Origin of the sequence: Shewanella sp. SR1, from assembly GCF_020447145.1 — a bacterium.
Lineage (GTDB): Bacteria > Pseudomonadota > Gammaproteobacteria > Enterobacterales > Shewanellaceae > Shewanella > Shewanella baltica.
Window position 1 is genome coordinate 206,281 of the sequence record NZ_JAJAEF010000008.1, and the last position, 24,222, is coordinate 230,502.

General features: G+C 48.0%; 20 protein-coding genes. 13 read left to right on the plus strand and 7 right to left on the minus strand.

What is annotated here, in order from left to right:
* Positions 1 to 178: 178 nt before the first annotated feature.
* From aspA to KV201_RS10120, 6 genes are all read left to right on the plus strand, one after another.
* Positions 179 to 1,618, plus strand: coding sequence for an aspartate ammonia-lyase (gene aspA, locus KV201_RS10095; protein WP_006083146.1), 1,440 nt, complete (start codon positions 179 to 181; stop codon positions 1,616 to 1,618).
* A 113-nt stretch (positions 1,619 to 1,731) separates the two neighbouring features.
* The gene (locus tag KV201_RS10100) at positions 1,732 to 3,033 is read left to right on the plus strand and encodes an anaerobic C4-dicarboxylate transporter (RefSeq protein ID WP_006083147.1); all 1,302 of its coding nucleotides are present in this window, start codon (positions 1,732 to 1,734) and stop codon (positions 3,031 to 3,033) included.
* Between the two features lie 139 nt (positions 3,034 to 3,172).
* Complete coding sequence (locus KV201_RS10105) at positions 3,173 to 3,907, plus strand: fumarate reductase cytochrome b subunit (RefSeq protein WP_226059233.1); 735 nt, start codon at positions 3,173 to 3,175, stop codon at positions 3,905 to 3,907.
* 142 nt (positions 3,908 to 4,049) lie between these two features.
* Positions 4,050 to 6,059 (plus strand): fumarate reductase flavoprotein subunit, encoded by a 2,010-nt coding sequence (locus tag KV201_RS10110; protein ID WP_126491124.1) that lies wholly within the window; start codon positions 4,050 to 4,052, stop codon positions 6,057 to 6,059.
* Positions 6,056 to 6,781, plus strand: coding sequence for a fumarate reductase iron-sulfur subunit (locus tag KV201_RS10115; protein WP_006083150.1), 726 nt, complete (start codon positions 6,056 to 6,058; stop codon positions 6,779 to 6,781). The genes KV201_RS10110 and KV201_RS10115 overlap by 4 nt, the downstream gene beginning before the upstream one ends.
* Positions 6,782 to 7,011: 230 nt before the next feature.
* Entirely contained in the window at positions 7,012 to 8,079 is a 1,068-nt protein-coding gene (locus KV201_RS10120; protein WP_226059234.1) for a porin, read from the plus strand.
* Between the two features lie 154 nt (positions 8,080 to 8,233).
* On the opposite strand, the gene ssb is transcribed toward KV201_RS10120, so the two are convergent.
* Both ssb and KV201_RS10130 read right to left on the minus strand, forming a co-directional pair.
* A complete protein-coding gene (gene ssb, locus KV201_RS10125) occupies positions 8,234 to 8,938 on the minus strand; it encodes a single-stranded DNA-binding protein (RefSeq protein ID WP_006083192.1) in 705 nt (234 codons plus the stop codon).
* Positions 8,939 to 9,047: 109 nt separating this feature from the next.
* Positions 9,048 to 10,415: an MFS transporter gene (locus KV201_RS10130; protein ID WP_006083193.1), complete on the minus strand. Its 1,368-nt coding sequence runs from the start codon at positions 10,413 to 10,415 to the stop codon at positions 9,048 to 9,050.
* A 415-nt stretch (positions 10,416 to 10,830) separates the two neighbouring features.
* Between KV201_RS10130 and uvrA the strand changes: the two genes are divergently transcribed.
* The 3 genes from uvrA to KV201_RS10145 all read left to right on the plus strand — a co-directional run bounded on the left by uvrA (position 10,831) and on the right by KV201_RS10145 (position 17,451).
* Positions 10,831 to 13,713, plus strand: coding sequence for an excinuclease ABC subunit UvrA (gene uvrA, locus KV201_RS10135; RefSeq protein WP_011847887.1), 2,883 nt, complete (start codon positions 10,831 to 10,833; stop codon positions 13,711 to 13,713).
* A gap of 424 nt (positions 13,714 to 14,137) precedes the next feature.
* Positions 14,138 to 15,334 (plus strand): M20/M25/M40 family metallo-hydrolase, encoded by a 1,197-nt coding sequence (locus KV201_RS10140; protein WP_226059235.1) that lies wholly within the window; start codon positions 14,138 to 14,140, stop codon positions 15,332 to 15,334.
* Between the two features lie 194 nt (positions 15,335 to 15,528).
* Positions 15,529 to 17,451: a DEAD/DEAH box helicase gene (locus tag KV201_RS10145; protein ID WP_226059236.1), complete on the plus strand. Its 1,923-nt coding sequence runs from the start codon at positions 15,529 to 15,531 to the stop codon at positions 17,449 to 17,451.
* 145 nt (positions 17,452 to 17,596) lie between these two features.
* On the opposite strand, the gene KV201_RS10150 is transcribed toward KV201_RS10145, so the two are convergent.
* Positions 17,597 to 18,121, minus strand: a complete 525-nt coding sequence (locus KV201_RS10150; RefSeq protein ID WP_006083197.1) for a type II secretion system protein — start codon at positions 18,119 to 18,121, stop codon at positions 17,597 to 17,599.
* 218 nt (positions 18,122 to 18,339) lie between these two features.
* Here KV201_RS10150 and KV201_RS10155 point away from each other — a divergent pair, with 218 nt between their 5' ends.
* Entirely contained in the window at positions 18,340 to 18,705 is a 366-nt protein-coding gene (locus KV201_RS10155) for a DUF6677 family protein (protein WP_011847890.1), read from the plus strand.
* Here the strand turns inward: KV201_RS10155 and KV201_RS10160 are convergent.
* The gene (locus KV201_RS10160) at positions 18,702 to 19,316 is read right to left on the minus strand and encodes an HAD family hydrolase (protein WP_226059237.1); all 615 of its coding nucleotides are present in this window, start codon (positions 19,314 to 19,316) and stop codon (positions 18,702 to 18,704) included. The two genes, KV201_RS10155 and KV201_RS10160, sit on opposite strands and share 4 nt — an antisense overlap.
* 76 nt (positions 19,317 to 19,392) lie before the next feature.
* Positions 19,393 to 20,367, minus strand: a complete 975-nt coding sequence (locus KV201_RS10165) for a DMT family transporter (protein WP_006086990.1) — start codon at positions 20,365 to 20,367, stop codon at positions 19,393 to 19,395.
* Between the two features lie 319 nt (positions 20,368 to 20,686).
* Here KV201_RS10165 and KV201_RS10170 point away from each other — a divergent pair, with 319 nt between their 5' ends.
* Both KV201_RS10170 and KV201_RS10175 read left to right on the plus strand, forming a co-directional pair.
* Positions 20,687 to 21,490: a hydratase gene (locus KV201_RS10170; RefSeq protein WP_226059238.1), complete on the plus strand. Its 804-nt coding sequence runs from the start codon at positions 20,687 to 20,689 to the stop codon at positions 21,488 to 21,490.
* Positions 21,491 to 21,702: 212 nt separating this feature from the next.
* Positions 21,703 to 22,815 carry an energy transducer TonB gene (locus tag KV201_RS10175; RefSeq protein ID WP_226059239.1) on the plus strand — a complete coding sequence of 371 codons (1,113 nt, stop codon included), beginning with the start codon at positions 21,703 to 21,705 and terminating at the stop codon, positions 22,813 to 22,815.
* A 17-nt stretch (positions 22,816 to 22,832) separates the two neighbouring features.
* On the opposite strand, the gene KV201_RS10180 is transcribed toward KV201_RS10175, so the two are convergent.
* Both KV201_RS10180 and KV201_RS10185 read right to left on the minus strand, forming a co-directional pair.
* Positions 22,833 to 23,162 carry a cysteine-rich CWC family protein gene (locus tag KV201_RS10180; RefSeq protein ID WP_226059240.1) on the minus strand — a complete coding sequence of 110 codons (330 nt, stop codon included), beginning with the start codon at positions 23,160 to 23,162 and terminating at the stop codon, positions 22,833 to 22,835.
* A gap of 516 nt (positions 23,163 to 23,678) precedes the next feature.
* A complete protein-coding gene (locus KV201_RS10185) occupies positions 23,679 to 24,041 on the minus strand; it encodes a hypothetical protein (protein WP_226059241.1) in 363 nt (120 codons plus the stop codon).
* A 61-nt stretch (positions 24,042 to 24,102) separates the two neighbouring features.
* Here KV201_RS10185 and KV201_RS10190 point away from each other — a divergent pair.
* A partial coding sequence (locus tag KV201_RS10190) for a transposase (RefSeq protein ID WP_226059242.1) occupies positions 24,103 to 24,222 on the plus strand: 120 nt, incomplete at its 3' end.

A 24,222-nucleotide genomic window follows, 5' to 3' on the forward strand; every position in this document is an offset into this window, starting at 1 on the left:
ATCCCCATCTAAATCCTGTTATTGCCAAAGCGTTAAGATCTGTGTCGATAGTCAAGGAGACGATTCTCCTTCATGTTTTCGATGAGTTATTTTTGAAGTGTTACGCATACTTATGTACGCACCACAACTCAATACTCGGAGATATATCTTACTATTAACCGGATTTAATAGGATCGAAATGAAAGATACTAATAGCGTACGGATCGAAGAAGATTTATTGGGAACGAAAGAAGTGTCCAATGAATTTTATTACGGCATACATACATTACGTGCCATCGAAAACTTTAAGCTGAGTAATCAAAAAATTTCCGATGTACCTGAATTAGTCCGTGGCATGATGCTAACAAAGAAAGCAGCTGCCATGGCCAATAGCGAATTAGGCGCTGTAAGTCCTGAAATCGCTGACAAGATTATTGAAGCGTGCGATTTGATACTCACAACGGGCCGATTTGTGGATCAATTCCCAGTCGACGTGTATCAAGGAGGCGCAGGCACTTCAGTCAACATGAATACCAATGAGGTATTAGCCAACGTTGCACTGGAGATCATGGGGCTTGAAAAAGGCCGATACGATGTCATCAATCCTAATGATCATGTCAACAAGTGCCAATCGACCAACGATGCCTATCCAACAGGCTTCCGTATTGCGGTCATCAACAGTACCGATATTCTGTTAGATGCATTAACTGACCTTATCAGTGCCTTCGACACTAAAGCCGCAGAGTTTAAAACCGTCTTAAAAATGGGCCGCACTCAGTTACAAGATGCCGTGCCTATGACCTTAGGCCAAGAGTTTCATGCCTTTGCAGTCACACTACGAGAAGAAATTAAGTCCATCAAGCGTTGCCAAGAGTTGTTGTTAGAAGTGAACTTAGGCGCAACGGCCATCGGCACCGGCCTTAACACGCCAGTGGGTTATTCCTCACTCGCCATTAAACATCTGGCTGAAATCACTGGCCGCGCTTATGTACCAGCGGAAGATTTAATCGAAGCGACCTCCGATTGTGGCGCCTACGTCATGCTGCACAGTGCGATTAAGCGCATGGCGATTAAAATGTCCAAGATTTGTAACGACCTACGCTTACTGTCATCGGGTCCACGTACAGGTCTGAAGGAAATCAATCTGCCTGAATTACAAGCGGGTTCTTCTATCATGCCAGCTAAGGTTAACCCTGTGATCCCTGAGGTCGTCAATCAGGTTGCCTTTAAGATTGTCGGCAACGATATCACTATCACTATGGCCGCCGAAGCGGGCCAGTTACAGCTTAACGTCATGGAACCTGTGATTGGTCAGGCGATGTTTGAGTCACTCAGTTTAATGGGTAATGCCTGTATCTCCCTACGTGAGAAATGCGTTGAAGGTATCACTGCAAACCCAGAGATCTGCATGGCCCATGTGATGAACTCCATCGGGATCGTGACCTACCTTAACCCCATCATCGGCCACCATGAAGGTGACATCATCGGCAAGATTTGCGCCCAAACAGGTAAAAATGTCCGTGAAGTGGTACTCGAACGCGGTTTGTTAACGGTTGAAGAACTCGATGACATTCTCTCGGTTGAAAACCTGATGAATCCTAAGTACCAAGCTAAACGCAGTAGCAAAGCTAAAGTGTAACTCAGTGGGGCTGGGGAGCCTTCCCCAGCCCAAAACTCGATGATTCAAGAATAAGCCAGCGCATAGTGAATATGCGCAGGCTATTGAAATTAAAACAAAATAGAGTTAACACTATGATTATATTAGAGATAATTATCGTACTCGGGGCCATTTACCTAGGTGCAAGGATGGGTAGCATGGGAGTCGGCTTTGCGGGCGGTGTCGGGGTACTGATACTGACCGCAGGAATGGGACTCAAACCGGGCAATATTCCGATTGATGTGATCCTCATCATTATGTCGGTTATCACCGCGATTGCGGCCATGCAAGTATCGGGAGGGATGGATTATTTAGTCTCACTGGCAGAAAAATTATTACGTAAGCATCCAAAACAAATCACTTTTCTGGCACCTGTAGTCACTTATTTCATGACACTCTTTGCAGGAACAGGCCACACAGCATTCTCAACCTTACCTGTTATTGCCGAAGTCGCAAAAGAGCAAGGTATTCGTCCCTCTCGTCCTCTTTCTATCGCCGTTGTTGCGTCTCAAGTCGCCATTACCGCTTCACCAATTTCAGCGGCAGTCGTGTTCTTCTCAGGCATTCTAGAACCCTTTGGCGTGGACTATTTAGTACTGTTAGCCGTATGTATTCCTTCAACTTTCTTAGCCTGTATGGTCGGCGCCGTTGTTGCTAATTTAATGGGTAAAGAGCTGGCTGATGATCCTATTTATCAAGACCGTTTAGCTAAGGGCTTAGTCAAAACACGCGGTAAAACGGAGATCAAGATTAAAGCCGGCGCAAAACGATCTGTGATGATTTTCTTACTGGCGATTGCGGCTGTGATGGCCTACGCCACTGCGATATCTGACAAAGTCGGCTTGATTGTTGACCCTGTATTGCCACGCGATGCCGCCATTATGGTGCTGATGCTCACAGCAGCTGCAGCTATCACGATTTTCTGTAAGTTAGACGCAAGTGAAATCTCCAATGCGGCCACCTTTAAATCGGGCATGTCTGCCTGTGTTTGTGTGTTAGGTGTGGCTTGGTTAGGCGATACCTTAGTGTCCAATCATATCGAGGAAATCAAAGATTTAGCAGGCACCTTACTGCAAAGTCAGCCTTGGTTATTGTCGGTAACCCTGTTCTTTGCCTCCATGTTGCTCTACTCCCAAGGCGCAACCACTAAGGCACTGATGCCTGCGGCCTTAGCCATTGGCGTGAGTCCTTTAACTGCCGTAGCCTCTTTCGCCGCCGTCAGCGCGCTGTTTGTATTGCCTACTTATCCCACACTACTGGCTGCGGTTGAGATGGATGATACCGGCTCGACGCGGATTGGTAAGGCGGTATTTAACCATCCGTTCCTGGTCCCTGGCGTAGTAACGATTGCCACCAGCGTGGCATTGGCCTTCCTGTTTGGCGGCATGATGCTGTAGCGCAACTTTACCCAAAGTGTTCTAAGGGCTAATGCCAATAATTGGATTAACCTTCTTCTTTTAATCTGGATCTAAAGACTTTGTGTTGGCGTGATGCAGGTACATTCACGCCACCACAAACCTGGTAAGAGGTGAATTAATGTCAGCGAAAACGCGTGTTCCTACCGCCATTAACGGCGGACCATTTGGCCAAGCCTGGTCGGCTAAAGCAGACTGCTTACAAAGTGCGACAGGGCTTATATTGGGTATTTTCCTGTTATTTCATATGCATTTCGAGGCGAGCATTTTATTTGGTAAAGAAACCTTCTTTCACATGGTGCAATTCTTAGAAGGCAGTATGTTTAGCTCGACGGGTCATGGCTTCCCCATAGTGACCAAGATCATTTCAGTCATTATGCTGGTGATTGTTGCAGTACATGCCGCCACCGCACTACGTCGTTTTCCAGTGCAATTAGGCCAATGGCGAGCGATGCGTGGCTTCATGTCGAGTATCAAGCATAGAGATACCCAAGCATGGTTTTGGCAGATGATCACCGGGTTCTTACTGTTTTTCTTAGTGTCAGCCCATCTTGCCACTATGATTTTAAACCCTGATATTGGCCCTCACCTTTCGGCCGAACGGGTTTACCACGATAACGCTTGGCTCTTATACGTGGTGTTTTTACCTATCGTGTTATTCCACGGCATCGTTGGTTTATACCGAGTGATATTAAAGTGGGGTGTGAGTAGTAACCGCCCACTTATCCGCACTATAGCGCAAGTATTGATCGTCTATTTATTGTGTTTAGGCACATTAAGCCTAGTGACCTATATCAATATTGGTATCGAATTAGTTCTGCCAGTACAACCGTTTATTCCTCAGCAATGGGCATGACGCTATCGGCGCACTTAGCCTGTATAGCAAGACAAACAACATACGGATCCTCCTCTGATACATAGTTGCCGCGCAACTATACCCGAGGAGTGCAATGATAAATCCATGAAATGTTATCTAAATTATTAGATAAGGATCTGATTTGAAAATCATTTATACAGACTCATTAGTCATTGGCGCAGGATTGGCAGGCCTCAGAGTCGCAATTGCCACCAAAGAGCGAGGCCTAGATACCTTAGTACTATCGTTAATTCCCGCAAAACGTTCACATTCGGCCGCCGCACAGGGCGGAATGCAAGCCAGCCTAGGCAATACCGTTAAAGGCATGGGCGATAACGAAGACATTCACTTTCAAGACACAGTCAAAGGTTCTGACTGGGGTTGCGATCAAGACGTCGCCCGCATGTTTGCCCACGTTGCACCGAAAGCGATCCGCGAACTCACCAACTGGGGCGTGCCTTGGTCGAGGATTTACGCTGGCCCACGTGAAGTCATCATGAATGCGCAAAGGGTAACGCTCAATGAGGCCGAAGAAGCTCACGGCCTAATCAATGCCCGCGATTTTGGTGGCACTAAAAAATGGCGTACCTGTTACACCGCCGACGGCACTGGCCACTCTTTACTGTATGCCGTCGATAACCAAGCCATTTCTATGGGCATTCCAGTACACGAACGGATTGAAGCCCTGTCGCTTATCCATGACGGTAAGCGTTGCCATGGGGTGATTGCCCGCTGTTTAGTCACAGGTGAACTGCGCGCTTATGTAGCCAAATCCACCACTATCGCCACCGGCGGTTATGGCAAGATTTATGAAATATCGACCAATGCCACCATCTGCGAAGGCATAGGCCAAGCGTTAGCACTCGACACAGGTGTCGCCACCTTAGGCAATATGGAAGCGGTGCAGTTTCACCCCACCGCCATAGTGCCCGCGGGGATCCTCACAACTGAAGGGTGTCGTGGTGATGGCGGTATTCTGCGCGATAAAGACGGTCATCGCTTTATGCCAGATTACGAGCCAGAGAAAAAAGAACTCGCCTCCCGCGATGTGGTTTCCCGCCGCATGACAGAGCACATGCGTAAAGGCAATGGGGTCGAAAGCCCTTACGGCCCGCATCTGTGGCTGGATATTACGCAGCTGGGCCGTGAACATATCGAAACTAACCTGCGCGAAGTGAAAGAGATTTGTGATTACTTCCTCGGTATCGATCCTTGCAAAGATTGGATCCCCGTTCGCCCTACCCAGCATTACTCTATGGGCGGCGTACGCACCAATGCCACTGGCGAGAGTCCACAACTCAAGGGGCTGTTCAGCGTCGGAGAAGCGGCCTGTTGGGACATGCACGGCTTTAACCGTTTAGGCGGTAATTCGGTGGCAGAAACTGTGGTCGGCGGCATGATCATCGGCAAATATGTGGCTGATTTTTGTGAGAATAACGATTTAGAAATTGATACCGCGCTGACTCAAAAATTCATCGATAAATTACAGCAAGAAATCGATGGGCTGGTCGAAGGCAATGGCACAGAAAACCCCTTCCAAATAAAGAAAGAAATGCAACGCATCATGATGAACTACGTCGGGATCTTCCGTAATGGACCCGAGTTAGATAAAGCCATCAAAGGCTTGAAAGACTTACTGCTGCGGGCAAAAAATCTCGGTCTTAAATGTAAAAAACGTCACGCTAATCCTGAGTTAGTCGAAGCGCTACGCGTCACTCGTATGTTGAAAGTGGCCCTCACCGTCGCCTGTGGCGCAGAGGCTCGCACTGAAAGTCGCGGCGCCCATTCACGGGAAGATTACCCACAACGCAATGATAAAGATTGGCTTAACCGCACGCTGGCAACTTGGCCAGATGCCGAGTCACTGGAACCTGTGCTGCGTTATGAAGCGTTAGATGTGATGAAAATGGAGCTACCACCGGGATACCGAGGCTACGGCAACGATAACACTATCGCCCATCCTGATACCGAAAAACGCGTACAAGAAATCAATCAAGTGCTCGCGCGCTTAGGTGACGATCCCGATAGAAACACACTGCAGCGAGCCCTAATGCCATACGAGCTGCCAAGTCATCTGCAGGCTCCCAATGGACGCCTCAGCGATACCTTAGCGATCACTCCAGCCCAACCGGTAGGGAATAAACCACTATGAGCCGTCAAATCAGCTTTAATATCTTCCGCTACGATCCGCAAGATGGCCAAGACAAGCCAAAGATGGAACGTTATCAGTTGACTGAAACACCGGGCATGACAGTGTTTATCGCCTTAAATCAATTGCGTGAACAACAAGATCCCTCACTGCAGTTCGACTTTGTCTGCCGCGCGGGCATCTGTGGCAGTTGCGCCATGGTGATCAATGGTTTCCCCACATTGGCCTGTCGCACGTTAACAGCGAATTATCCCAATGGTGAAATCACCCTAATGCCGCTGCCCGGCTTCGAACTGATTGGCGATTTGTCGGTGAACACGGGCAAATTTATGCGCGAATTAGCCGAACGCTTAAAACTCTGGCTGCATCCTAAACCCGATGATCAGGACATTCATCGCCTCGAAAATCCAATGGCACCCGAAGAAGCCGCGCGGATCTATGAGCTAGAACGCTGCGTCGAATGTGGCGTTTGCGTGTCAGCCTGCGCCACCAAACAAATGCGTGACACCTTTGTTGGCGCGGTTGGCATGATGAAAATTGCCCGCTTCGAAATGGATAGCAGAGACAGCCGCAGTGCGGATGATTTCTACCATGTGATTGGCAATCAAGACGGCGTCTTCGGTTGTATGACGCTACTCGGCTGCCAAGATAACTGCCCTAAAGATTTGCCGCACATGCAGCAGATTGCTTACCTGCGCCGCAAAATGGCCGCAAGCATACTCTAGTTTTCCTTAACCTAAAGTCCCGCTGCGTTAGCGGGGTTTTAGGGCAACACCTTTCCCAAACCAGCGGGCAAATCATATCTGCCCGCTGCAGATATGCGACGCCTTGCCTCTGAGCGAGACGCCTCCTTGAGCACTATCACAAGTGCAGATCCTTACTACTAGCAGTACTGTTCCATCGGCAACAAAATCCATTAACGGCACGCTAGTAGTTGTTATGTAAGGAAACATAAATGAAGCAGTTCAAACTAACATCAGCCGTGCTTGTGCTGAGCTTTGCCACACCTATCTTTGCTGTTCAAGCCAATGATACCGCTGCAACCAATGACGAGTTACGCACTGAATTACAACAAATTCAGCAAAGACTCGCCATGCTCGAAGCCCAAGAAAAAGAGGCATCGGTTTTATCGGATACTCAGTTTAATTTTTATGGTTCTTTACGCCCGACTTTCGGCCTGACCCACACTAACTCGGACGATGTGTGGGATGTGGGCGATGCGAACTCGCGAATTGGCTTTGCCGCAGAACACCAACTTGGCAATGGCTTAGTCGGGTTTGCGAAAGGAGAATTTAAGGTCGATATCAAAGATGACGGCGACTTTGGCGATGCACGCAAAGCCTATGTCGGATTAAAGGGATTTTTTGGTAGCGTAGCCATAGGTAAACAAGCCGTCACCCAGGAAATCATTTCCGATCCCGTCGACATCTTTAACCGCTCAGGAACCCCACTCGCCTATGACAGTGCGAGCCCCTTCAGACTCAATAACCTAGTGACCTATCGTAAAGAATTTGGCGACCTGTTATTTTCGGCCGATGCGCAATTCGACGGCAATAAAGGCAGTGGCGGCAGTGACTTCGTTAACGCGGGTATCCGTTATAAAACTGACCTAATCTATATAGCCGCGGCGTTTTATAACAAAGAGTTAGAAGACAACAAGGATGAAAATACATTCGGTGTCACCCTAGCAAAAAGTTTCAATGCCTTGTACCTCGCGGCGGCCTATCAAAACATTGAAAAAGACGACATTGATGGAACCACATTGGATGGCTCAACATTAGATGTGGTCGCCAGCTACCCCATCACTGACAGCTATAAAATCAAGCTGGGCGTGTCCAGATACGACGATGGTGGCAATGACATCACCTCTGCTAAATACAACGCCTATAACACTACGCTGGAGTGGCATAAAACACCGCAATTCAGCACCTTCATCGAATATCAAAAGACAGATTTTGAATACCGCGAAACCAATGACCAGATCATGCTGGGCATGCGTTATAACTTCGATTACACGTTCTAGGTTTTATCTCAAGCGTATAGTCATGTGAGTGAAGGGTTTAACGGTCTCACTGCATAAAGACTAAAAACATAAAGACCAGAAACAACAAAGCCACGACTCGCGTGGCTTTGTTCATTTAAGACGATACCGTCTTTACACTTCGATACGTTCTAAATTAGAACGGAATATCGTCATCCCAGCCATCATCCAAATCTGGAGTGAAGTTTTGCTGTGGTTGTGGTGCTGGACGTTGTGCCGGAGCTGCTGGCGCTTGGTAAGCAGGCGCTGGAGCGGCTTGTGGCTTAGGCGCATAACCACCTTGTTGTGGTTGAGCTTGTTGCTGTCCATATTGCTGCTGAGCAGGTGCTGGCGCAGCATATTGTTGCTGAGCTGGCGCTTGGTAAGCAGGTGCAGCTTGAGGCGCTGGTGCATATTGATTTTGCGCTGGAGCCGCTTGTTGTGGTGCAGATTGGTAACCTGCGTTTTGTGGCATGCCGCCGCCCATTGGCGCGCCTTGTGCTTGGCCACCTTGACCACGGCTACCTAGCATTTGCATGCTACCGCTTTGGTCGATAACCACTTCAGTGCTGTAACGGTCTTGACCACTTTGGTCTTTCCACTTACGAGTTTGCAGTTTACCTTCGAGGTAAACTTGTGAACCTTTACGCAGGTATTCACCTGTAATTTCAGCTAATTTGCCGAACAGAACCACACGGTGCCATTCAGTACGCTCTTGCTGTTGACCTTGTTGGTCTTTCCACGATTCGCTGGTCGCAACTGTGATGTTAGCGACTGCATTACCGTTTGGCATATAACGCACTTCTGGATCTTGTCCCAAATTGCCAACCAAAATTACCTTGTTAACACCACGACTGGCCATTGAAATCTCCTGCGATTCTTTAAATAATCTATTAATTCAGTATGTTGTTTATCTGTGTCGCCATAGAGGAAAATCAGCTTCCCCAAATACCACACGGCAGACCCAGATATTATTGAGCAGAGCCTAACACAGCTCGTGCTTCTCTTAAATCGAAATGCTCATCAACCTTTAAGTAAGCCACTTTCTCGTCCAGCACGACGATCGCTTCGACGACGCCCATCAGCTGTGATAACTGAGCCGCCATATCCCGCGCTTGCGCCTTGTCTTTGACTTCGGCTTCTAAGGTGTAACTCTTTAACAGCACGGGATTTTCCATGCCCAATGTCAGAAATAACCAGATAGACATTAAGATCACAGCAACAATAAACACCCCGACCGCGCCCACTAATTGGAAGGCGCCACCGCCCAGCATACCACCACAAAAGGCCCCTAAAAACTGGCTAGTGGAATACACGCCCATGGCCGAGCCTTTTTCACCGACGGGGCAAAATTTGGCAATCAAACTGGGCAATGAGGCTTCTAAATAGTTAAAGCCAGTGAAAAACAGCACCACGGCAAAGCTCAACACCCATAAGTTGTTAGAGAATAAAGCCATCGCCAGCAGCGCCACTATCATGATCACTAAGGCGATTTGGAACATAGCTTTAGTATTCTTACGTTTAACCCCAATGATGATTAACGGCACCATCAGGAAAAACGCGCCCACAAAAGCGGGGAAATACAGCATCCAGTGTTTTTCTTTCACGAGCCCCGCATCCACCAGATCCAGCGGCAAGGCCACGAATACTGCGGTTAACACTAAATGCAGAATAAAGATCCCCGCATCGAGTCTAAACAGCTGGGGATCGGTCAACATACGCTTGAGTCTGGCAGGCGTGGCTAAGGTGTCGCCCTTAGGCGCGTGGGAAATCGGATTCGGTACTAAAAATTGCACGATCAACATGCCCGTCACAGCGAGAATCGCCGTGAGGAAGAACAGGCCTGATAAGCCCACATGTTGTGCCACAATCGGCCCGACCAATAAGGACAGCGCAAAAGAGCCGCCGATACACATGCCGATAATCGCCATGACCTTAGTACGTTGTTCATCACGGGTTAAATCCGCCGCCAGCGCCAACACAGCAGCGGCAATCGCCCCCATGCCCTGCACTGCTCGACCAAACACCACGCCGTAAATCGAATCAGCGTTGGCGGCAATCAAGCTACCAATGGCAAAAAGCACCAGACCGATAAGGATAATCGGCTTGCGACCATATTTGTCAGATAAAATCCCCATGGGGATTTGCAGCACAGCTTGAGTCAGACCGTAGGCGCCGATAGCAATACCGACCCACAGCGGCGAGAAGCCTTCGAGGTGCTGACCATAAAGTGCAAAGACGGGCATGATCATAAACAAGCCCATCATGCGTAAACCAAATACACTGGCTAAAGAAAACGCGACTTTTTTCTCAGTACCCGAAAGTCCGTTGTTACCCATGATTTTGCCCTGGATTGAAGTCTTTTAAGGGGCGCATGTTACCACACCCAAAAGGATTTGCTCAAAAGGAAATAGTGGCCTAAACCACTGCCTGTACAGTTAACTTTTATCCCGATTATCACAGACCTATATTGGCCGTGCTCGGGTTAACATGTTTATTTTTCTGCCCTATTTAACGCTCAGGCACAGGGAAACGAGTCTAACATAGTGTTCACATTTGTCCTGTGAGTCAGTACACAACAACCGCATTAATCTTAGTTAATCCACTCGGTACATAACTGCCACTGTCAGCAAGGTGATTAAAAGCCAGTGCCAGCCCTAGGATTGGTGCCGATCACAGAATCAACTAAACTCAGCCGCGGAACTGTGCGATACTTATGCTCATTTTTTTAAGCATATGGCATTAGAGCGATAGATGGATAAGATTGAAATACGCGGCGCACGCACCCACAATCTCAAGAATATCAACCTGACTATCCCAAGGGATAAACTGATTGTCATCACGGGCTTATCGGGATCTGGCAAATCCTCCCTTGCTTTCGATACTTTATATGCCGAAGGCCAGCGACGTTACGTCGAGTCCCTGTCAGCCTATGCTCGCCAATTTTTGAGTTTGATGGAAAAGCCCGATGTGGACCATATTGAAGGCTTAAGCCCAGCGATATCCATAGAGCAAAAATCCACCTCCCATAACCCACGCTCAACCGTGGGCACGATTACCGAAATTTACGATTACCTGCGTTTGATGTTTGCCCGCGTGGGTGAGCCGCGTTGTCCGACACACAATCAACCCTTGGCGGCGCAAACCGTCAGCCAGATGGTAGATAAAGTGTTAGAAATGCCCCAAGACAGCCGCTTGATGCTGCTCGCGCCTGTGGTCAACGCCCGTAAGGGTGAACACGTTAAATTGCTCGAAGGTCTATCGGCGCAGGGTTATATCCGTGCGCGTATCGACGGTGAAGTGTGTGATTTAACCGATCCGCCAACCTTAGACTTACACGTTAAGCATACGATTGAAGTGGTCGTCGACCGTTTTAAAGTGCGTGACGATATCAAGCAACGCTTAGCTGAATCCTTTGAAACCGCACTGGAACTCTCCGGCGGCATCGCGACCGTTGCCACCATGGATGACGACACAGGTACTGGTAAAGCAAAAGGCGAAGAGCTGATCTTCTCGGCCAACTTCGCCTGTCCGCATTGCGGTTATTCGATGGCAGAATTAGAGCCAAGGATCTTCTCCTTTAACAATCCAGCCGGCGCGTGCCAAACCTGTGATGGTTTAGGGGTACAACAATTTTTCGATCCTGAGCGCGTGATCAGCAACACAGAGCTGTCACTGGCTGGCGGCGCGATTCGCGGCTGGGATAGACGCAACTTCTACTATTTCCAAATGCTCAGTTCACTCGCCGAACACTATAAGTTCGACGTCGAAGTGCCCTATGAGCAGCTCAGCGAAAAAGTTCGCAAAATCGTCCTGTACGGTTCAGGCAAAGATAGCATTGCCTTTAAGTACATCAACGATCGCGGCGATGTGGTGGTGCGTAATCATCCCTTCGAAGGCATTCTCAACAACATGGACAGGCGCTATCGCGAAACCGAAAGCAACTCGGTACGTGACGAATTAGCCAAGTTTATCAATACCCAAGCCTGCCAAAGCTGTGGTGGTTCGCGTCTACGCGAAGAAGCTCGTAATGTGTTTTTAGGCGATATCAATCTGCCGCAACTCACCACTTGGTCGATTGGCGAAGCCTTAGATTACTTCGAGAAAGTCGAATTTAGCGGCCAAAAGGCGCAGATCGCCGAGAAAATTTTAAAAGAAATCCGCGATCGCTTAGGTTTCCTCGTTAACGTGGGCCTCAATTATTTGAGCCTATCTCGCTCGGCAGAAACCCTCTCGGGCGGTGAAGCCCAACGAATTCGACTCGCCAGCCAAATTGGTGCCGGACTTGTCGGCGTGATGTATGTGCTCGACGAACCTTCAATTGGCCTGCATCAAAGGGATAACGAACGTCTGCTGCAAACCCTGATCCACCTCCGGGATTTGGGCAACACAGTAATTGTGGTTGAGCACGATGAAGATGCGATCCGCATGGCGGATCACGTGATCGACATAGGCCCTGGCGCAGGTGTTCATGGCGGCGAAGTGATTTGCGACGGCCCGATTGAGAAAATCATCGCCTGTGAAGAATCAGTCACCGGACAATATATTTCCGGCAAGCGCTGCATTCATATCGATACGCCGCGTATTCCGTTCGACAAAACTCAAGTGATTGAGTTGTTTGGCGCGCGCGGCAACAACCTGCGTAATGTGGATTTAACCATTCCCATTGGCCTCTTCACTTGTGTGACGGGTGTATCGGGTTCAGGTAAATCAACCTTAATCAACGATACCTTCTTCAAGATCGCCCATAGAATGCTCAACGGGGCGACTGTGGATGAGCCATCACCCTATGATCGTATCGAAGGGATGGAGCTGTGCGACAAAGTAGTCGATATCGATCAAAGCCCGATTGGCCGCACGCCGCGCTCTAATCCTGCCACTTATACTGGCATCTTCACCCCAATTCGCGAAATTTTTGCCGGAACCCAAGAGTCACGTACTCGCGGTTATCAAGTCGGCCGCTTCTCCTTTAACGTAAAAGGTGGCCGCTGTGAGGCTTGCCAAGGCGACGGCTTGATCAAGGTCGAAATGCACTTCCTGCCCGATGTGTATGTACCCTGCGATTCCTGTAAAGGTAAGCGCTATAACCGCGAAACCTTAGAAGTACGCTATAAAGGCAAGAATATTCACGAAGTACTGCAGATGACAGTGGAAGATGCGCGCACTTTCTTCGATGCCGTACCTGCCATTGCCCGTAAGCTGCAAACCTTGATGGATGTGGGTTTGTCCTATGTGCGCCTCGGCCAAAGTGCGACCACACTTTCGGGCGGCGAAGCCCAAAGGGTGAAACTTGCCAAAGAGCTGTCTAAGCGTGACACGGGCCAAACCTTGTATATCTTGGATGAACCGACCACGGGCTTACACTTTGCCGATATCCAATTACTGCTCGATGTATTGCATCGTCTTAAATCCCACGGCAACACGATTGTGGTGATTGAGCATAATCTGGACGTGATCAAAACCGCGGACTGGATTATCGACTTAGGTCCAGAAGGCGGCGGTGGTGGTGGTATGATTTTAGCCACAGGCACACCGGAAGACGTCGCCGAGCATCCAACCTCCCACACGGCACGCTTCTTAAAGCCACTGCTAAAACGGGATATTGAAATGGCAAAGGCCAATAAAGCCAAGGCATAAGTTTCGAGCCCTTGGTCTGAGTACAGTAGAAGCGCAGTCGCATAAGCACTGCGCTTCTTTTTTTTAGTTCAGCATGTTAAGTGCATAGTGCTAATTCTAGTGCTCGTTTTAAGCTCCAATGCTGACGATTCTGTATTCCAATAAGCCTAAGCTTCTATATAAGCTGCGATATAAGACAAGCTGGCGAATAAGGCCTAAGCTTTCAACATCTAGCCACTCTCTGTAATGGCACAATCAAAATCAACCACATCAGCCACAGACATAAGAACAGTCGACTCACGCAGCATGTCGCCTTGGCTTATATTCGCCCCTCGTTGAATACGGCGCTGGTTAAACTCGACTTAGGTTGAATTCGGATCGGCTTTAAGCAAAGATGACAGTTATCTTCAGGCGAAGGCATCAGCAATAAGGACAAGGAATATCCATGCGTGATAGTACTCAGCTCCCTGTTACCCGCCGTATGTTACCGAGCCTATATCAGTCAATCTGCCTAATCCTAAGCAGCCAAAACCTCAGCGGCATAAATCTCAGCGGTATAAGCCCAAGCAGTATAAACCTAGGCCCATCGACCTTATTCCGCCATACACGGCTTAGCCAGCGGCTCGCCAAGTTCCAAATCCCACGTCCTATAAAACATCAATCCCAACGATTTAGCATATTCGCACTGGCCTGCTTTGTGGCAGCGACTCTCAGCGGTTGCGCTAACTCACTAGAAACCTGTGCGCGCACTGAGCTTAAACTCACTTGGGCCGAGCCCGCAGAGTTACAAGCGACAGTGACAATATTAAGCTCGGATGAATTTGAAGGCCGCAAAACCCAAACTCAAGGTGCAGCAAAAAGTCGTGACTATATAAAGCAGCAATTTGAGAGTCTCAATTTACAGCCTTGGGGAGCGGACTTTATCGTGCCCTTTGAATATCAAACCTTCTTCACCCAAGAAACCGGCGCCAATGTGGTCGCCACCGCGATGGCGCCAGAGCCGACGAATCGATGGCGTATTATCGTCGCTCACAATGATCACTTAGGCATGAGCGGCAGCAAGATTTACCACGGCGCCGATGATAACGCCTCCGGCGTCGCCGCTATGCTCGCCATTGCCAAACATTGGCAGCAGCAATTTGCCCTGCAACCCAATACCTTGCCTAAGGTGAATCTAATGTTTGTGGCAACCGATGCCGAAGAACCGGGACTCTATGGCAGCATCGCCTTGGTTGAACAACTCAAAACCCGCCTACCAGAGGCGACATTTGAATTAATGATTAACCTCGACATGGTGAGTCATCCCGGTAGGCCCTATGGGATTTACCTTGAAGGCAGTCGAAACTTCACTCAGTTCAATCAATTTAAATCCCTATTGAATCAACAAAACCGACTGTGCATTAAGCTCACGCACCCAAAACCCGTTGGCCGTAGCATACAAAGTACCGACTGGCTGCGGGCGTCGGATCATTATCCCTTCCACAAAGCCAATATCCCTTGGCTGTATTTTGGCGTGCCGACCCATCCCCAATATCACACCCCTGAGGATACCGTCGCGACAATCGACATCACTTTTCTGGCGGCCGTGACTGAGTCAGCATTTGAGTTACTTCAATTAAATGCCGAATATTTAAAGAATTAATGGGAAGTGGCGCGTTTCTTGCTCAGTTTTAGCGAAAAAAATGCAGAAAACAGGTTAAATAGCGTGACTCTGATTGGTAAAGTGCCGTCCATGCTGCTATAATCCGTCGTTCGCGGGAAATCGACACGGGGTTGATTTTCTGTCTGTGAAACTTTAGCGCCATTTCGCGCGCGCATCCACAAGGCTACAACCCAATGTCATCCGATGAAAGAACTTTCCGTGAACTCGGCCTATCCGAGAATTTGTTGCGTGCTCTTGACGAGCTAGGTTATGAAAAACCGACGCCAATCCAATCAGCCAGTATTGATCCACTTATGGCTGGCAAAGATATTTTAGGTCAAGCGCAAACAGGTACAGGTAAAACTGGCGCCTTCGCTTTACCACTATTAAACAAAGTTACCAGCCAAACTACACCGCAAATTTTAGTCTTAGCACCAACACGTGAATTAGCCGTGCAGGTTGCTGAAGCGTTCAGTAGCTATGCCAAATTTATGAAGAATTTCCACGTTCTTCCTATCTATGGCGGCCAAAGCATGCAACAACAGTTGAATGCCCTGAAACGTGGCCCACAAGTTATCGTTGGTACGCCAGGTCGTGTTATGGACCATATGCGTCGCGGCACCTTGAAACTCGACTCATTACAAGCTTTAGTGCTTGATGAAGCCGATGAAATGTTAAAAATGGGCTTCATCGATGATATCGAATGGATCCTTGAGCACACGCCAAGCGAACGCCAACTGGCGTTATTCTCTGCCACTATGCCAGAGCAAATTAAGCGTGTAGCTAACCAGCATTTACGTAATCCTGTACATGTTCGTATCGAATCAAGCCAAACTACGGTTGAGTCAATCGAACAGCGTTTCGTACAAGTATCACAACACAATAAACTTGAAGCTTTAGTACGTGTATTAGAAGTTGAAAACACTGAAGGTGTGATCATATTCGTGCGTACTCGTAACTCATGTGTTGAGTTAGCTGAGAAGTTAGAAGCCCGCGGTTATGCTTCATCACCACTACACGGTGATATGAACCAGCAAGCCCGTGAGCGTGCAGTTGACCAACTGAAACGTGGCAAGTTAGACATTCTGATCGCGACTGACGTTGCGGCCCGTGGTCTTGACGTTGAGCGTATCGGTCACGTTGTGAACTACGATATTCCGTATGATGCCGAAGCTTATGTACACCGTATTGGCCGTACAGGCCGTGCTGGCCGTACTGGTATGGCGATCCTGTTTGTAACTAGCCGTGAAATGCGCATGCTGCGCACCATCGAGCGTTCAACTAACAGCCGCATTTCACCAATGAAAATCCCAAGCCCAGAGACTGTTGCAGAACGTCGTCTGTCTCGCTTAGGTGAGCAATTGGCTGAAACAATCAACGGTGATTTAGATTTCATGAAAGAAGCTGTTGCTCAATTATGCCAACAGTTAGAAGTCGATACTGATCTGCTAGCCGCTGCATTATTACAGCAAGTTCAGCAAGAACGTCCTTTGCAATTGCCAGCAATTCAAGAACGTGTTCGTGATGAACGCAGTGAGCGTACTGAACGTAGCGACCGCGGAAGTGATCGTAATGACCGTGGTGGTGAACGTGGTGAACGCAGAAGTCGCGAACCGCGTCCAATGCCAGCAAGCTTAGGCTCAGCTGAAGCGTTGAAAGACAACCCAGATTTGAAAATGTGCCGTTACGTGATCGACGTAGGTCGTGAGAATGGTGTAGGTGTGGGTAACATCGTTGGCGCTATCGCGAACGAAGCTAACATCGACAGCCGTTACATTGGCGCAATCCAACTTTACGATGCAGTGACCACTGTTGACCTGCCAGACGGCATGCCAAAAGACGTGTTACAGCACCTACGTAAAGTACGTGTTTGTGGCAAGCCATTGAACATCCGCGAAGCTGGCGATCAAGTATTTGTTGATTCAGGCCGTAGTGCTCGTTCAGACCGCCCTGCTGGTGACCGTAAACCACGTGGCGATCGTCCAACGGGTGACCGCCCAGCTGGTGACCGTAAGCCACGCTCTGCGTCTACTGGTGACAAGCCATTTGCTGACCGCAAACCACGTGCAGACAAACCTGCCGGTGAGCGTAAGCCACGTAAACCACGTGAAGACTAATCTAGCTTAAGCTAGAGACTAAAAAAGGAGCCTAGGCTCCTTTTTTGTTGGCTTAAAATCAGTAATCTGTCTCTAACGAAGAGAGCCTACGACCATTTACAACATGAATACAAGCCTCAGATAACGAGTTTGCTAACTGCTAAAACTAGCATCCATCTGTTTCGAATAAAAACGAGTGTCCAGTTGAGGTATGGTGATATTCGGCATAGCACTGGCCGGCAGTTAAATCTCCCGTTCCATAACCCAACCGCGAATAGTCATTATCTTCAAATGCTTGTATATCGCCGTAATCAGCCTGCCTTTTAGTATTATCTTTAGTCTGTTGTTTAGGCACGCCTAAATCCATAAAAGTCTCTAAGAAATACAAATTAGGTGACGTAGATTCACTCTTAGTTTCAGGAAAACCTGCATAGAACTGATAATCACCGTATTGGGTCGCGATAGTAACATCGTCGCCAGTGGTGTTGACGATTTGTGCTTTCATATGCAGCATCTTGGTCATATCTTGCATCTGCCCCAAATACCCTTTTACGGCATTCACTTTGGCATCTCTTTGCAAGTTCATAAATTTAGGCGCGGCGATAACAGCCAAAATGCCTAAAATAATGATCACGACGACCAATTCAATTAAGGTAAACCCTTGAACACGTTTCTTTAAAGACATCTGCATTTTTATTCCTTTTCCTCCAGAAGCTGCCATGCAAGCAGTGGAAGAATACGCTCTGTGTAGACTGATGTTAATAAATAAACGACAAATAGGCAGCGCAAAGACGCAATATCGACAAAAACAGACTCCTTAACGAGCAGCCATGGCTCAAGATTGACTCTAACGCTTATTCGCTTAACAATGTCATCCAAACGCTAAGCGTTCCCTTTGAGAGTTTCCCCATGAAAAAAGCCCTTACCGCTGGACTATTATCCGCCTTCGTCGCCCCTGGCAGCGGCCATTTTTATCTGCAACATAAACGCAGCGCTCTAGTGTTTTTTGTGCTGGCAATACTGAGTCTCGGCCTGTTACTGCAACAAGTCATGCAAGTGGCGCAGCTTATCTCGCTGGATATTCAAACTGGCGTTTTGCCGCTGGATATGGGCGTAATTGCGGCCGAAGTGACCAAACAAACCACGGCAACCATTCGGGATGGTGCAGACAAACTGATGTACGGCTTTATCCTCTGCTGGCTGATTGCCTTATTGGATAGTGTACGCTTGGGACTGAAGCAAGATAAGCAAGATGCAGCCCCAAACAATGCTTAGTCACCCACTGTCCACGCTTCGATAAAGCTATGGTAGCAAGCCACTAGCATGTCGGCGTCGTGGGCATAATCGGGAATATCCTCAGGACAATAGAGGGCACAGTGGCTACCCGCATTGCGCGCGGTTTGCAGATCAAACAGATAATCGCCCACATACAAGATCTCTGCGGGCGCGAGTTGCCACTGCTGGCAAATAAGATGAATACCTTCGGGATGCGGCTTAGGCTGCGCGTCGTAGCGGGTTAATACTAGTTCGATATCTATGCCAAGCTTATCGATAGTGATTTGCGCCGCTTCCGGCATATTGCGGGTCAAAATAGCCAAGGGCAGCGACTTAGCCCGTAGGCATTCGATAAGCTCACGCGCGCCATCAATCCAACTGGCATTGAGTGAGCTTTGTCTCTCGTACTCATGGATGATTTCCAGCGCCTGAGCCTGTGCTTCACCCGCACTCAGGCTATCGACATGGGCCAAGATATCCGTACCAGAATGAATCCCCAACTCACGCCGCAGACCAGCAAAATCCGGATTGGAATGCGCTAAAGTGCCGTCGAGATCGAAGATGACCCCACGGATATCCTTAAGTTTTAAATCGCTAAGTCTAGTGATCACTGGCCTTTCCCATGGGTGAAAATGTATGTTTCATACGCTAATTAAATACCATTGGGCTAATCAAATACCATGGGTATTAGGCAGCCTGCAAACGCTTCGCCTGACGATTACGATACAGAGGCAGTAATTGTACCACCATCACAGACACAATAATGACGCCAATCCCCAGCAGAGATAATCCATCTAATTCATCGGCATGGAAGACTTCTGGCCACCAGCCAATGCTCACTACCAAAGCAGTGGCGCTAAAGCTAAATACTGGCGTGAGGGCCAACATGGCGCTCACCTGTGCCGTCGGCCAGTACTTCATCGACTGCCCAAAACAGCCATAGGCGATCAAGGTATTGGCGGCGCAAAACAGCGCAATCTGCCACTCGAAGCTGTCCATACTGGCAAACTGACTAAAGTCGCTAAAGGGAGCCATTACGAAAATACCTAAGCCATAGATCACTAAAAGCACGTTCGCGGGCGATAAACGATTGAGTAATGATTTTTGCAACAAGGCATAGCTAGTCCACGACAACGCCGAGAACTGGATAATCATCACTCCAATCCAAACCTGATGATTATTGGCGCCAGATAAATCCAAATACGGATGGAAAAACATCAACATGCCTAAGGCCAGTGTCGCAAAACAACTGAGCTGCACCGCATTCAGCCGTTCTTTAAAAAACAGCACGCCACCGAAGGCAAGGAAAAAGGGCGAAGTCTGGAAATTCAGCTGGGCAGCACCCGGCGCGAGATAATCGAGTGAGTAAACAAAAGAAACATAATTGAGCATCAAAAACACGCCCGCAAGCACTAACCTTAACCAGACTTTGGCATCGAGCGCCGCAAATTGTTTAAGGCTACCCGCGCTCCATTGGATCAGTATGCTAACCACAAGCGCGACTAAAAAACGAAACCATGTCAAAGTGACAGGATCGATAAAAGCCCCCGAAAGCTTCAAGGCTATGGGTAACATACCCCAAAATACAATTGCAACTGAGATGAAGATAAGCCCGAGTTGAGCATGATTATTTGCCTGAGGGGCGTTATGGCTAAGGTTCACGGAAATGTCCAGTAGAGACCGCAAAATGGAGCGTCATTCTGGCACTGAGTCAGCACAATATCTAGCAGCACATAATGGAAACATTCGCGTTAGCATGGATACTTTAGCTGACACTTATGTGGGGCAAGTATCAGCATCTTACGATGATTGGAATATTGGCCGCACTCTTGATTCAACTGCAGCTGATTTACCCCGAAAGCCAACATTGGCATTTCCAGCGATGGCAATAACCGAGTATATTTGGCCGATTAAATGGCTTCTCTGCCACACTGTTTCTACGTCACGTCTTTCTAGGCTCACTCTTTAAATAGGAAAGTTAATGTCATCTACCGCCCCGCTCGAACCAGTTCAAATGCAGATTCATGCCGCAGCAAAGGAACTCGCCGAGCGCCGCGCCGCAGGCACCTGCGGCGATTTACTGATCCCAGAGCTGAGACCAACGAGCTTCGAACAGGCCTTCGCCATTCAGCAAACCGTGGCTGCCATCTATAAGGCTAACAGTAATCCTATCGCGGCGTGGAAATGCCTAGTACCCTCGGCGGAAAAAAACGTCGTAGCGCCTATTTATCAAGCTGATGTGTATCAACAATCGGCCACTTGCCCACTCTATCCATCGACTAAAGATCTGGCCCGCGTCGAACCTGAACTCGCCTTCGAGATTGCTCGCGATTTACCGCCAAGAACCACGCCTTACACAGAGGCTGAAATCGACGCGGCCTTAGGCCACACTCGCTTAGCCTTGGAATTGATCAAAAGCCGCTACCATACGCCCAGTGAAGCGACGCATTTCGATGCCCTCGCCGATGGTTTAGTCAATCAAGGATTATGGTTAGGGCCAGTGCTAAACCCGCTAGCAGGTTTAGAGACCAGCCATTTCGAACTCAGCGTTAATATTCAGGATGGCGAAACACTGCAAAAATCCGCCATTCATCCTAATGGTTTCCCTAAAGCGGGACTCTACTGGTTAGTGAACTTTTTATCCGCCCAAGGCATTGGCTTAACTCAAGGGCAATATGTGATCACAGGCTCCTACGCTGGCGTCCTCGATCTGCCATTGGCGCAGGTTTGTGACTTTGAATACGGCGCGCTCGGGCAGTTTGCCGTGACTTTCACTGCGAAGTGATGGTGGCGAGTAAAGCACTTGCGGCTAATAAAGCGACAAAGCACTGATAAATAAGCGAACTCGGTTTCAACTGGGCTCGCTTATTTTTAATCTCAACTCTCAATTCTCAGTTATCAGCACTCCCCCAGCATTATTAACAAAAGCCAAACCGACTTGTCCCATAATGCACATCTATGTATCATCTAAATTCATCAGTAATAAGGATATATAGAATGTCGCACGGAAAAATGTTGCCCATCGCCTGTCTTCTTGCCCTCACTTTAGGCACATCTCTTAGCGTGCACGCCTCAGAAAATAGCTTTACCAAAGCCTATAGTGACTATCAAGCCGCCGTAGAAAAAGGCGATGCTGCAAATATTGAAGCGAGTGCAAAAACCGCTTATCAACTCGGCGAAGCTCAATATGCCAAAGACAGTGTCGACTTAGCTAATCTCGCCTTGAATTGGGCCAGTGCAATAGAGAAGCAAGTCGCCCCTTACCCATTTACAGAAAAGAATTTGCCCAAAACGGCTAAGGCGAATGAGTTGTATCAGCTCGCTCTGGCTAACTATAAAGTTCATTATGGCAAAAAAGCGCTTGAGCTTATCGATCCCTTACTGGGTGCAGCACAAACCGCCGTCGAAGCCAAAGATGCGAAAGAGGATTTGCTTACTGCTGTCGCAATTGCTGAAAAATCCGATAAAAAGAAACTGATCGCCGATGTAAAAATGGCAGCCTTTAACCGCTTATCCAATACTGAGCTATACACCAGTAGCGTAAGACGCTATGCCTTCGATGCCTATGATATTTATAAAGAGATTTTGCCAGAGAACGCCATAGACAGAGTCAAGGCAACCTTTACTGTTGGCGCCGTTGAATTTGCAGACAAACACGATGGTAAAGCCGAACCTTTACTGCTGGAAGTGGTTAAACAATTCGACGCACTCAATTTTAGTCACCCCTATGCCTTGAGTGCCCATGCATATTTAGTCGAACTGTATGAGCGCCAAGGAAAGCGTGACGCATCCACCGCTCACTGTATTGCTATCGGCAAAATGCGCCCTTGGGCCGACACGCAGGAACAACAACCTATTTTCCGTACTCTACCAGACTATCCAATGTCATATGCGCAGCGAGGTAAAAATGGCTGGGTTCAGCTTAAATTTACTATCGATGAGCATGGCTTCGTCAAAAATCCTGAAATTTTAGCTTCTAAGGGGGGGGCTTTATTTGAAAAAGAGAGTATTGAAACCTTAGAGAAATGGCGTTACGCACCCAAGTTTGAAAATGGTAAAGCCGTTGAGGCACAAACCACTGTGCAACTGGATTACATCGTAAATCGATAGCTCATTACTTCAGCCCGTTATTTCACCTCATAACCTAGCCCATCGCTCACACTCGATGGGCTTTTTTCATCCTGCATTGTAATCTGCCCCTGACTTAAACTCTGCTTGAGTTGGCTAAGACAGGTTTGGCAAATACACGCATCGGCAGACGGTAAAATGGGGCTGATTGCCCCTTGCAGTGAATCTGATGCTTGCGCTTGCAAGGCAGCCAAAGGCGGGAACATCTGCTGCGCACACCAACAATCCTCAATGCCCTTACCAACAATCACCGCACATTGATTCGCGCCTTGGCACAAAGGGCAAATTTGCGCAGTTTCTAACTTAGGTTGTTCCGATGGCTGAGACACGGTAATCCTTATAGCAAGATAAGTTGTTATAGCGCGGAGATCATAATAGATTTTTGCAACTCGAACTTAGTTGATTGGCACCAAAGTGAAATTTTAAAACTTTCCAAACTCCGTTTGAATGCTTTAGTTAAAAAGTCGTGGGGCTTCACCCCACACCCGACCAAGGAGGACTGCTCGTCCTATCCTCCTTGAATGCTCCCTTGCCGAACAACGTCCATGTCTAACTGCCAGTTCGCCATCCGTGGCTCTCGTTCGTAACGCTTCTATAAAGAGCAGCAGAATGCGTCAACTTGGATGGGCTTATTGTGGTTCATTTGCAGCGTTACTTGATGTTTCTTTTTTTAATATTTGATAGCACGTGGCTATGGCACGCAGCAAGGAAGCTAAAGCAAATATTAACTCAGACCATTCGCTCATTTCTTTTACCTCAACTAATTATGATGAGATAACAATAAATTACTATGGCTGGTCTGTATGGGTGGGAAAAACGCTAAAGCTAGTAGCTGGAAATCCCACCTATTTAGGTTTTATAAAAGTTGCACCAATTTTTTGATCTATTAGGGCGTGCCGTTCTTGCTCATAAATTTTTGACAAAATAGCTATAGCTTCGAGTGGGTAAAAAACCTCAAGAAACCGAAGAATAGGTGTTTTTTGCTTGCTGTCTGTCAGTGGCTTTGTAGGCTTTATGCCTGCATTCCATACGAGGCTATCACAAACACCGATGACAAATTGCTCTGCTTTAGTGCCAAACCTTTTCGAGAAGTTTAATCGCTCTATCCGCAGATCAATAACTTGCTGCATATCGAGAAGTTGTTTTAAGACGTTTTCTAATGTTTCTTCATCGTACTGCGAGCAAGGAGTTGGTATGTAGTGGCACACTAATTTTGGCCACCTAAATAGAGGTGATATTATTGCCTCATAGATGACCTTAGGTGAACACATGAGATCGACAACCAGAAAAACATTTAGTGCTGAATTCAAACTTGAAGCAGCCCAATTAGTCCTCGATAAAAACCATAGCATCATCGAAGCTGCAAAGGCGATGAACGTAGGTAAGTCC